The following is an 11,371-nucleotide window of genomic DNA, read 5'->3' on the forward strand; positions in this document are numbered from 1 at the left end:
TCATATATTCTGAATTATGAGCCTGTCTTTTTTCTCATGTTTCTTCCAGCTTTGCGCGCATCTGCCCTAATATTTTCCGCTCGATCCGCGACACCTGTACTTGTGAAATGCCGAGCTGCGCCGCGATCTGAGTCTGTGTCTGATCATAAAAATAGTGCCGCACAATGATCTCCCGCTGCCGTCCATTGAGCATTTTCAGCAAATCTCCCAAAAGCATCCGGTCAAGCAGAACCTCATTCTCCGCTGTCTCCCCAGCAATCCGGTCCTGAAGCAGAAGACCAGTTTCTTCCCCGGCGCTGGCTGGTGCAGAGAGCGATTCAACCGGACTGTCCGCCGCCATCGATGCGGCAGCTTCCTCACAGCTCACTCCAATCTGCGCCGCCAGCTCTTCCAGCGTCGGCTCCCGCCCAAGCGCCGTGCAGAGCGCTTCCCGCGCTGCCCGGAGCCGCTGGTTTTGCTCTTTGATGGAACGACTGACTTGATGATCCCGTCATCCCGGAGAAAACGTTTGATCTCCCCCGCAATCATCGGCACCGCATAGGTCGAAAAACGCACCTCATATGATAGGTCAAACTTATCAATCGCCTTCAACAGCCCGATACTTCCGATCTGAAATAAGTCCTCCGTCTCACACCCCCGCCCCGCAAAGCGGCGGACGATGCTCCATACAAGTCCCAGATTATCCTTTACCAGCGCCTCCCGCGCCGTCTTATCGCCCTGGTGTGCCCGTTTGATCTGCTCGATGGTTTTATCCATAGGACTCTGCCGTTTCTTTTTCTTCCTGCTCTTTATTCATATATCCCCTTCCAATTCGCTTTTTCATCGTCACACACGTTCCGCAGCCCACCTTGGACTCCACCTCGACCTCATCCATAAACGCTTCCATAAACGAAAAGCCCATCCCTGAGCGCTCGCCGGTCGTGTCTGTCGTATACATCGGCTCCATCGCCTTTTCCACATCCATGATTCCTTTTCCCTCATCCCGGACCGAAATTATCAGTTCTTCTCCCTCAATCCGCGCTTCTATGTAAATAATTCCGATTTCATCGCTATACCCATGAATCACCGCATTTGTCACCGCCTCCGAGACCGCCGTTTTCACATCCTCCAGCTCCTCCATCGTCGGATTCATCCGACTCATGAATACTGCCGCTGTGACACGGGCAAACTCCTCGTTCGATGAATGGCTGTCTATCTCCAGGTGCATCCACGTGCCATTCTTCTCTGCTTGTCTCTGTTCATTCTGTTCAAATTTTCTGTATTCTTCTGAATTTTTTATTTTTTTAAGTTTTCCTTTCACTTCCGTTTCTGATACAGATATATCATCCGCATACATATTCATCTCTCCTTTAATGTCTCCCATCCAGTGCCTCCTCTCTCGTCCGGTACGACTGCACCAAACGATACACGCCACCGATCCGCAAAATCCGGCGCATCCGCTCGCCTGCCCCGTACACCGCCACCGTGCCGCTGCTGCCCTCCATCTGCTTATACCGGTTGAGAATCACACCGATCCCGGAACTATCCATAAATTCCGTCCCCGAAAAATCAAAAATAATCCGGTTAATATAATTTTCCGCCAGAAGCAGGTCTGTTTCATATTTGAGTGTCAGGCAGTTATGATGATCTACCTCCTTCGGCAGATGAATCACCAGCGCCGAATCGATCGCTTCGTATGTAAACATATTTCGTTCCATATCAGGATTCCCCCTTTTTCGATTTTTTATGCGGCATGTTTCTGCTTCGCGCGAGTGCGCATCATTGGCACGTTAGTGCCTTTTTGTGTAATAGGGAATTCCAAGGAATTTCCTATTACACAAAAAAGCACCGTAAAGTTTTTATCTTTACAGTGCTTTTCTTCTTAATTATCTGCCGTATTATATTTGTACTTACTGCGCCGCTTGCGTCTCCGCTCCGCTGCCTGCTGCCGTTTCATCCGCCGCAGTCTCTCCCTGACTGATGATGGACTGACCTGGAACTGCAGCCTGCTGGTTATCCGGCGCAAGCTCGGCGAGCTGCTGTCTTGCCTTGTCCGCCTGCTCGGAATCCGCATACTGGGTCACAATCTGCGTAAACATTTCGACCGCCTTGTCTGTCTCGCCCTGTGCCCGGTAAATCATACCCATGCTGAAGATAACCTTCGGGTTTGCCGGACGGATCGCCAGACAGGTCTGGTAATCTGCCAGTGCTTCCTGCATACGACCTGCCGACCACATCGTGTATGCCAGATCTTCCAGCGTCTGGTAGCCGTTTGTCTCGATGTCCTGCTTTACCCCGTTGGCAATGGAAACGACCGTCTCGTCCGTAAATAACGACGGATCAAAGCCCTCATAATAGGTAACCGCCTCTGCCAGGTTATTGTTGCGGTATGCCTGCAGCATTTTGACGAGCTTCGCATACTGGTTCAGAACGCTGTCATTGCTGTTGAGCATCGTATCCAGCTTGTTCTCCGCCTCTTCTTTGTCCTTTTTCGAGGTCTCAATGCTCTCATTTAAACTGTCAATCTCTTCATTTTTCTGATTGAGCTGCTCGTTGTACTGGAGCATTTCCTGCGTATGTGCATTATTTGCCTGCTTAATCTTGGCTGGCATCACCAGGAAAAAGATAACTGCCGCGCCCAAAAGCAGTCCAGCGCCGATATTGAGCACCGACTGCAGTCCCGTATTCTCCTTGTACGTCGGCGGCATAATAACATCATCATCCTGCATCTGGCGGTGGGAAAATGCGTTTTTCAGCTTTCTCCGCTCGATATCCGCCTTGCCGGTATGTTCCTTAACAATCTCCATATACCAGTTCGCCTTGGGATTGTTTTTATCAATCTTGAGTACCTTATACAGGGATTTGCCCGCTTTCGTATAATCCTCATGACTAATATGCAAAAGAGCCAATAGAAGATGCGCTTTTACAAATCTCGGATTAGCTTCTACAACTCTTGTAAGCTGTAAGGTCGCCAGATCGTCGCTTCCGGTCTGCGCCTGCAAAAGCGCCTGATTATATTTCTGAATCGTCGCGCTCGCCTGATCCAGACGATCCTGTTTGCGCTGAATCTGGTCTAAATAATAATCAGCCCGGTTATCCTGTTCCTTAAAGTTCATGCTGATAACCCACTGCACCAGCGCCTCCGACACCTCACCCATCTCATAATAGATAAGTCCGAGAAGATTTCTGGCATCAATATGATACTTGTTCAGGTTCAGGCATTTTTTCAGATACTCGACCGCCCCTGTTAAATCCCGTCTCTTTGCCCGTTCCAGCCCGGCATTGTAAAAGCTGTTGGAAATCAGGCGAATTTTTCTTGTTCGATCCATCATGTCCGCCTATTCCTTCATATGTTTTAAAAGTTCCATCATAATATCCGACATATCTGTCAGGTCACTCTTCACGATCGCCTCGCCGACCTCCTCGACCTCCAGACTCGGTTTAAAATGTTCGATTTCTTCCTCGAAATTGATTGTCATTCCTTCGCCACTCATGTTTTTCCTCCAGAGTTTCTTCCTTTTATTACATGAATATACATTCCCGCTAATCTTACACCATTCTGACGGTGCTGTCAAATCCAGTTCGGGAAATCTTTTTCTCCAGCTCTCCGATTAAATACAGAGAACCCACACAGAAGCAGGTATCCTCCGGACGTTTTTCCTGAACCAGTGTCTGATAAGCTGTTTTTACATCTGGTATACTTTGAACCTCACAGCCTTCTGCCACCCGGTGTGCTGCTTTTTCCATCGCCTCCATCGGAAGTGCCCGCGATGTATATAAATGAGTCAGCACCAATCGATCCGGCTTCAGTTTCCGCATCAGTGTTTCCAGCATCGATTCATAATTTTTATCTGAAACGGCTGCAAACAGCAGAAAAATCCGACCATCTTTCCCTGACTCTTCTCTTCTGCGCGCTGCCACCTCTGCCGCCGCGCCCGCAAACGCACGGATTCCGCCCTCATTGTGAGCGCCATCCAGATAAACTCCGTCCTGGATCTCCTCCATGCGTCCGCGCCATACCGCATTCCGGATGCCCGCTGCCGCTGTCTCCCCGTCCACTGCAAGAAGCAGCGCCGCCTGGTAAGCGATGCAGGCGTTAACTGCCTGATATTCCGCTTCGAAAGGAATAAACAGACGCTGGCTTTTCTCTTTTATCATCAGAATCATCCCGCCATGTTCCCGCCGAAGATCCGTATACACTGCCGGGCTGATCGGATATGCCGGACAGGAAAGTTCCGCCGCCCGATTTCTGATAACAGCCGAAGCCGCCGCATCCGTATCATCGTACACCACCGGCATATTTTTTTTCAGGATTCCCGCCTTTTCGCCCGCGATCTGTGTCACCGTGCCGCCCAGGTATTCCATATGGTCAAGGCTGATCGAAGTGATAACCGTAAGCGCTGGATGCTCGATGCAGTTCGTTGCATCCAGCCGTCCGCCAAGCCCCGTTTCCAGAATCACATACTCCGGCTTTTTCCGGCGCACCATCCACATGAACATCAAAAACAGATATTCAAAATACGTCGGATGCCCCAGTCCTTCCTGCTCAAAATGAACATATGATGCCTTAACCGCCTCAAACGCCTCCAGGAACAGTGCATCGTCTGCTTCCTGTCCATCAAAAGAAAAACGCTCCGTCACGCGCACCAGATGAGGAGACGTAAACCGCGCCGTCCGCTTCCCGGCTTTCTGCAAAACCGCATCGAGAAACGAGCAGACCGACCCTTTTCCATTTGTTCCGGCCACATGTACGATTCTTTCCTCCTGCGGCAATGCATTCAGGTATGAAAGCATCCTGCGAAGCCCCTCCGCCGTATGTTTTTCACTGGTAAATTTCGGTATCTCATTCAGATATGCATCTGCCGCTTCTACCGTCCATTCTTCTTGTCTCATGGCATGAAATATCCTTTCCTGGAAAACGGAAGCGGCAGTACGAACTCTGCCGTCTGCCGCCTTGTCTTTTGTATGTTATTATTTTATATCATTTGCGGAGATCGTGCAAGTGGTTATATGGAATAAAGGCTGTACCTTCTTGTGTAATAGTAACTGTTCACAGGCAATGGAGAATTCCAAGGTATTTCCTATTATGCAAGAAACCCCTCTTGATAATCAAGAGGGGCTCCACTCATCAGCTCCCTGCCGGACTTGAACCGGCGACCTACGCATTACGAATGCGTCGCTCTACCAGCTGAGCCAAGGAAGCATTTTAATTTGAAAAATGCTCTGGAAAACCCAAAGCAACTTTCGATGACCTGTCCGGGAATCGAACCCGGGTTTACGCCGTGAGAGGGCGTCGTCTTGACCGCTTGACCAACAGGCCGTATGTTTTATAATAGAATCGAGGCGACGTGATTCGAACACGCGACCTCTGCGTCCCGAACGCAGCGCTCTACCAAACTGAGCCACGCCTCGATTACATGACGTAGTATAATATAAATCCAGGAGAATGTCAACACTTTTTTTGAAGAATTTTTAAAAATATTTATTATGTTTAATATTTCGCTATAGTTGCTTGTGTTTGCTCAATTCAATAAATTTATATTTACTTCATCAGCTTCTGAATCGTCTTGCACAGCTCCTCAACCGCTTCTTCCCCATTTCCCGCCTCTATATCATCGACCACACAGGTTTTTATATGGTTGGACAGCAGGACTTTGGAAAAACTGTTCAGCGCCGCCTGAACCGCTGATACCTGGTTTAATATATCGACGCAATATCGCTCGTCTTCCACCATCGCCTTCACACCGCGCACCTGTCCCTCGATCCGGTTTAAACGTTTCAGCAGATCTTTTTCTTCGGTCAGGTTTCTGTGTTTGTGGCGTTCCGTCTCTCCTCCCTGACAGACCTGCGCTTGTGATTCACATTTACAACAGCCCATGCTTTTCTCCTATCTTTTATCAAAATGCTGCGAAATGGCATATTAATTCCACCATTTCGCAGCTTTTTTCATCCTACTGAATCGAGTCCACCTTATAATCCTGTGCCTCAACCGCCTCTTTCAACGTATCGTCCGCCACATCCGCACTCATGCTTACGATCGCGGTTCCTTTCTCATGGCTGACCTCTGCGCTCTCCACGCCTGCCAGTGCCTCCAACGCCTTCTTTACGCGTGCCTCACAGTGTCCACACATCATTCCTTCGATATTCATTGTCTTTGTCATCGTTATCCCCTCCATATTTATATTATTTTTTTGATTCTCACTTTTTTGCATTTCTTTTGAAACAGTTTCATTTCCATTTGCTGTTTGCCCAATTGACCGGGTGTCTTCTGCCCCCATCCTAACTGCACCTGCGTTTCTGCCTTTTCTCCACCTTTATTAGCAGCCTTCTCAGCCCTCTTCCGCATCGGATGATCCTTCGATGCATCGTGCATCTTAAACAGATTCAGCCGCAGCGCGTTCGTCACTACGCAGAAGCTGGATAAGCTCATCGCTGCAGCGCCGAACATCGGATTTAATTTCCATCCAAAGATAGGATACCACAAACCAGCTGCAAGTGGAATACCCACAACATTGTAAAAGAATGCCCAGAACAGGTTTTCGTGAATATTTCGAAGCGTCGCACGGCTTAGACGGATTGCCGCCGGAACATCACTCAAACGACTCTTCATCAGCACCACATCCGCGGCATCAATCGCGATATCTGTACCGGCTCCGATCGCAATACCTATATCGGCACGCGTGAGCGCCGGGGCATCATTGATACCATCACCGACCATTGCCACCCTGCCCTGTTCTTTCAGGCTGCGGATGACACTCTCTTTCCCATCAGGAAGTACTCCGGCAATGACTTCATCCACACCAGCCTGTGCCCCAATCGCACGGGCGGTCCGCTCATTATCTCCGGTCAGCATGACCACACGGATTCCCATGTTCTGCAGTTCCTTGACCGCCTGCGGGCTGTCTTCCTTGATGACATCTGCCACAGCAATCATACCAGCCAGACGACCATTTTTCATAAAGCACAGCGGTGTCTTGCCTTCCGCTGCCAGGCGCTCAAAGGATGCCTGTTCCTGTGCGGACACCGTCGTATGTCCGCTGATATAGGAAAAGCTTCCGCCTGCCAATGAAGCGCCGTCTAACGTACCGGAAAGTCCATTACCCGGCAGCGCCTGGAAATCAGCCGCCTCCGGCGCATCCACCTGCTGTTCTTTTGCATAGAGAAGAACAGCTTTCGCCAATGGGTGCTCACTCTTCTTTTCCAGGGAAAGCGCCAGGCTTACCAGCTCCTTCTCAGTCACACCTCCGGACGGGATGACGTCGGTCACACGCGGCTCGCCGCTGGTGATCGTACCCGTCTTATCAAGCGCTACAATGTCCATTTTTCCGGTTTCTTCCAGTGAAACAGCTGTCTTGAACAAGATTCCGTTTTTCGCGCCCATGCCGTTGCCGACCATAATCGCAACTGGTGTAGCCAGTCCCAGTGCACACGGGCAGCTGATAACCAGTACGGAAATACCTCGCGCCAATGCGAATCCAAACGTCTGTCCTGCCAGCAGCCAGACAATCGTTGTCACCACTGCGATCGTGATAACCGCCGGGACAAACACGCCGGAAACCCGGTCTGCAATCTTGGCGATCGGCGCTTTCGTCGCCGCCGCGTCGCTGACCATGCGGATGATCTGCGACAGGGAGGTATCTTCACCGACTCTGGTCGCCTCACAGCGCAGATAACCAGACTGGTTGACCGTTGCCGCCGAAACCGGGTCACCCTGTGCCTTATCCACCGGAATACTCTCGCCGGTCAGTGCTGCCTCGTTGACCGCGCTTGCTCCTTCCAGGACCACGCCGTCCACCGGGATATTTTCACCTGGGCGTACAACAAATACATCACCCTTCTTTACCTCTTCAATCGGAACCTTTGTTTCCACTCCATCCCGGATGATAACAGCTGTCTTCGGTGCCAGTTTCATCAGTCCCTTTAAGGCATCCGTCGTTTTTCCCTTGGAACGCGCCTCCAGCATTTTTCCGACTGTGATCAGCGCCAGAATCATTGCCGCCGACTCAAAGTAAAATTCATGCATGTAGGACATGACTGCCGTGTCGTTGCCCTTTAACTGTGCGTCCGTCATCGCAAACAACGCATATGTGCTGTAAATAAACGACGCGCCAGAACCAAGTGCTACCAGCGTGTCCATGTTCGGGGCGCGGTGTAAAAGTCCCTTGAAACCACTGATAAAGAATTTCTGGTTAATCACCATGATAATTCCGGCCAAAAGGAGCTGTAAAAGTCCTATCGCCACATGGTTGCCATCCATAAAGTGCGGCAACGGCCAGCCCCACATCATATGTCCCATCGACATATACATAAGGACTGCTAAGAATCCCAGCGATGCGATCAGACGGTGTTTTAAAACCGGCGTCTCCCGATCTTTTAAGGCGTCCTCTGCCTCCGACGCGCTCTGCGCCTGCGCTGCAGTGCCCTGTCCTTTCAGGGATGCGCCATATCCGGCATCTTCCACTGCATGAATCACGGTCTCCGGCGGCACATCGCCCTCGACGCCCATCGAATTTGTCAGCAGGCTGACCGAGCATGCCGTGACACCCGGCACTTTCGATACTGCCTTTTCAACCCGGCTGCTGCATGCCGCGCAGCTCATGCCGGTTACTGTATATTGCTTCATGGTCTCCTCCTATCTCTTAACTGTCCTTATAATATACCCCCACAGGGTATATGTCAACCCCAATTTCATTTATAATCTGTAACGGTTCAGTACCTTCACAGTCACGCGCAAAAAGACCCTGTCCGGAGAATTTCCCCGTACAGAGTCTTTTATACATTCGCATCCATGCCGCCCTTTGGCGGGCATAGGCATTATTCCATTTTTATCTGTGCATCATCCAAACAGCACGCCCAGCACGCCGTAGGACAGAATCGACATAATCACCGTCGCCAGCGCGATACCGACTAAAATCGCGCCAAATGCCTTGCCAAATTTCATATGGAGCAGGGATGCCACCAGTGCGCCTGTCCATGCGCCGGTTCCCGGAAGCGGGATGCCGACAAAGAGCATCAGCCCCCAGAACTCATATTTCTCGATCTGCCCTTTTTTGCTCATCGCTTTGCGTTCCAGCCAGAGCGCAATACCACGGAAACACGGAACCCTCTTCATCCACTCCAGCACATGGCGGATCAGAAGCAGGATAAACGGGATCGGCAGGATATTTCCCACGATACAGATCGGGATCGCCCGCAGGATCGGCACGTTTAAGAGTGCCGGTGACGCAGCCAGAAGCCCGCCTCGAAGTTCCAGAATCGGAATCATCGAGATAATGAAGATAATTGCCTCCTTCGATATGACTCCGGATAAATTAGCTGTAAACCATTGTACCAGTGAATCCATAAATTATGCCTGCTCCCCGCTGTTATTTTCATTCTGTGCCGCAGTATCGGTGGTGTTCTCCGAAACAGCGTCCGAAGCATCCGCGAAATCCACGTCTGGACCAGCTGCGCCTTCTGTTTCTGCGTTGTCAACCGCCTTATCTGCTGCAGTTTCATCCTTCTCTTCAAAGATAGTCTCCTGCATCTCCTCCGGTTCTTCCGGCTCATGCACATCTGCAGATGTCGTCGAATCCATCGGCGCACCGCACCGGCTGCAGAATGCCGCATTTTTCTCCACCTTTGCGCCGCACTCCGCGCAGACTCTTGTGCCCTCTAACTCGGCAATCTCATCCTCCAGGGACGCGATCTTCACAAGCCCAGCCTGGATAGTATGGAACTCATCTGCGAATTTCCCTTCCAACTCGCCCTCATGTCTGTCATAGTATGCTTTTCCCAGTGTGATATATGCCTTATTAATCTTATCTTTCTCGGCGGACAACTTCGATTTCAGCTGTAATACGCCTGTAATGTCCTTTACCCGGTTCGCAGCTTCCTTGCTCTTATCGCTGATCACCTTTCCAAGTTCATCGAAAAATGCCATATTTCTTCCTCCTCTGCGGGATATGTACGCCTCAAATTTTGTTCTGCCTGATGGGACGGCGCATCGCTGTTCTAAATCCAAAGGCAGGTTCATGCAAAACCAAAGCGTCTGATATTTTCTCATAACGATTCAGCCGGTTTTTGCATCAAATACATAAACCGGCTGAACCGCTACGTTTCCCTTTATTTTAGCCCCTACGGGGGAGAAAGTCAATCTTTTGCATCCCTGAATCAACTCCAGGCAGCTTTTTTAATACGCAAACACCCGGTTCAGCCGCATCAATTCCGGTGTCAGGCCAAAGGTCGATTTCACAAACTCCGGAACCTTGCCATAGCGGAACGAGCGCTGGTAGATGCCATACTGACCCGATTCATCCATTTCATAGTCCGCCGCATATTCACCATCATACAGGACATTCTGACCGGCATCCACCGTATATGTCTGACCTATCTCATTTTCCTCCATTGAATTTACCGAATCCCTCAAATCATCCTCTGAAACTGCCCCTGTGTTCTCTGTACTGGACACATATACTGCAATATTGATCCCCTGATATACCTCCGCCATTTGATTGATCTGCACCATATCATCCGAAGCGGAGTTTGCAAGAATTTCTGCAATCTGTTCCGGATCTGTAATCGTTACCTCGCGTCTGCTGTTATTCTGAAGATACTCCCGCTGGCGTTTTCCAAGCTCTGTATCTGCCGGTGCCAGCTGATCCTCCGGAATCTTGCCGCCCTGATACTGAAGCACGATTTTTTCTGTATTTTCCGGAGTCACCTTGCTGCCGACCTCGGTGCCACACTGTTTCAGAATCGCGATCGTCTCCTGGAAGGACGGATAAATCGGGTAATAATCAAACTGGTTAAATGTGTCATAATAGCCGCCATTTTTACGAATCACATCAATCATCGCCTGCATCTCATTTGTCTTAAACTGAATCTCCGCGATCGGCATCTCCTCCCGGCGCATATCCGGCGTCAGAGCCATCAGCTCTTTCTGGTATGCAGCAAGAAGTGCCGCTTTCGTCTGCTCATCCGGAAGCTTCACATGGCTGCAGTCCTCTTCCTCTTTGTAATTGATGCCTGCGGCATCGTCTGCCTGTAGGGACAGCACCGGGTACATTCCCAGTTTATAGCTCTGATTTTCATAAATGGAATCTAGCTGTTCCCGCAGCTCCGTTACATTGATCGTGCGGTAATTACGGTAAACGGTTTTTCCATTGTTCAGATGCCAGGACAGCACGATCGAATCATAGCGTGAATCCAGATCCGTCTCACTCATCCAATCCTGTCCGCCGTTCAAATGCTTCCGCTGTCTGGAAGCTGTCTCGATGCCCTGCGCGCCAATTTCCCGCAGGACACGGATTCCATCCTCATCCGAGATCTGCATTTTATCTGCTACATCTCCCTGGGACGCCCATTCCATTCCAACACTGTAGCCATCCCTATACATTCTCGGAGTCACATG

11 protein-coding genes, 3 tRNA genes and 1 pseudogene are annotated in these 11,371 nt (G+C 50.3%); all 15 read right to left on the minus strand.

The features are described from left to right. Positions 1–34: 34 nt before the first annotated feature. The 15 genes and pseudogenes from DWX76_RS07625 to DWX76_RS07690 all read right to left on the minus strand — a co-directional run bounded on the left by DWX76_RS07625 (position 35) and on the right by DWX76_RS07690 (position 11,368). Positions 35–756: pseudogene (locus DWX76_RS07625) on the minus strand (SigB/SigF/SigG family RNA polymerase sigma factor). Beyond that, on the minus strand, positions 749–1,207 hold the full coding sequence (spoIIAB, locus tag DWX76_RS07630; protein ID WP_243022491.1) for an anti-sigma F factor: 459 nt from the start codon (positions 1,205–1,207) through the stop codon (positions 749–751). The pseudogene DWX76_RS07625 and the gene spoIIAB overlap by 8 nt, the downstream one beginning before the upstream one ends. A gap of 142 nt (positions 1,208–1,349) precedes the next feature. Further along, positions 1,350–1,697 carry an anti-sigma factor antagonist gene (locus tag DWX76_RS07635; RefSeq protein ID WP_022358681.1) on the minus strand — a complete coding sequence of 116 codons (348 nt, stop codon included), beginning with the start codon at positions 1,695–1,697 and terminating at the stop codon, positions 1,350–1,352. A gap of 192 nt (positions 1,698–1,889) precedes the next feature. Further along, positions 1,890–3,311, minus strand: a complete 1,422-nt coding sequence (locus DWX76_RS07640; protein ID WP_243022490.1) for a tetratricopeptide repeat protein — start codon at positions 3,309–3,311, stop codon at positions 1,890–1,892. Positions 3,312–3,317: 6 nt separating this feature from the next. Next, the gene (locus DWX76_RS13950) at positions 3,318–3,473 is read right to left on the minus strand and encodes a hypothetical protein (protein WP_022358683.1); all 156 of its coding nucleotides are present in this window, start codon (positions 3,471–3,473) and stop codon (positions 3,318–3,320) included. A 55-nt stretch (positions 3,474–3,528) separates the two neighbouring features. Further along, on the minus strand, positions 3,529–4,872 hold the full coding sequence (locus DWX76_RS07645) for a bifunctional folylpolyglutamate synthase/dihydrofolate synthase (protein WP_118570433.1): 1,344 nt from the start codon (positions 4,870–4,872) through the stop codon (positions 3,529–3,531). Between the two features lie 237 nt (positions 4,873–5,109). After that, a tRNA-Thr gene (locus DWX76_RS07650) sits at positions 5,110–5,182 on the minus strand. Between the two features lie 45 nt (positions 5,183–5,227). After that, positions 5,228–5,299, minus strand: a tRNA-Glu gene (locus DWX76_RS07655). Between the two features lie 18 nt (positions 5,300–5,317). Beyond that, positions 5,318–5,391, minus strand: a tRNA-Pro gene (locus DWX76_RS07660). Positions 5,392–5,521: 130 nt separating this feature from the next. Further along, positions 5,522–5,857, minus strand: coding sequence for a metal-sensing transcriptional repressor (locus tag DWX76_RS07665; protein WP_022358560.1), 336 nt, complete (start codon positions 5,855–5,857; stop codon positions 5,522–5,524). Between the two features lie 73 nt (positions 5,858–5,930). Continuing rightward, positions 5,931–6,140 carry a cation transporter gene (locus DWX76_RS13955; RefSeq protein ID WP_182429753.1) on the minus strand — a complete coding sequence of 70 codons (210 nt, stop codon included), beginning with the start codon at positions 6,138–6,140 and terminating at the stop codon, positions 5,931–5,933. Between the two features lie 17 nt (positions 6,141–6,157). After that, positions 6,158–8,602 carry a heavy metal translocating P-type ATPase gene (locus DWX76_RS07675; RefSeq protein ID WP_118570435.1) on the minus strand — a complete coding sequence of 815 codons (2,445 nt, stop codon included), beginning with the start codon at positions 8,600–8,602 and terminating at the stop codon, positions 6,158–6,160. A 213-nt stretch (positions 8,603–8,815) separates the two neighbouring features. Further along, positions 8,816–9,322: a COG2426 family protein gene (locus tag DWX76_RS07680; RefSeq protein WP_107000073.1), complete on the minus strand. Its 507-nt coding sequence runs from the start codon at positions 9,320–9,322 to the stop codon at positions 8,816–8,818. Between the two features lie 3 nt (positions 9,323–9,325). After that, positions 9,326–9,901, minus strand: a complete 576-nt coding sequence (locus tag DWX76_RS07685) for a zinc ribbon domain-containing protein (RefSeq protein WP_118570436.1) — start codon at positions 9,899–9,901, stop codon at positions 9,326–9,328. Between the two features lie 249 nt (positions 9,902–10,150). Next, the gene (locus DWX76_RS07690; protein WP_147353845.1) at positions 10,151–11,368 is read right to left on the minus strand and encodes a DUF6449 domain-containing protein; all 1,218 of its coding nucleotides are present in this window, start codon (positions 11,366–11,368) and stop codon (positions 10,151–10,153) included. Between the last annotated feature and the right edge of the window lie 3 nt (positions 11,369–11,371).

The organism is Clostridium sp. AF21-20LB, from assembly GCF_003478795.1.
Classification (GTDB): Bacteria; Bacillota; Clostridia; order Lachnospirales; family Lachnospiraceae; genus Otoolea; species Otoolea fessa.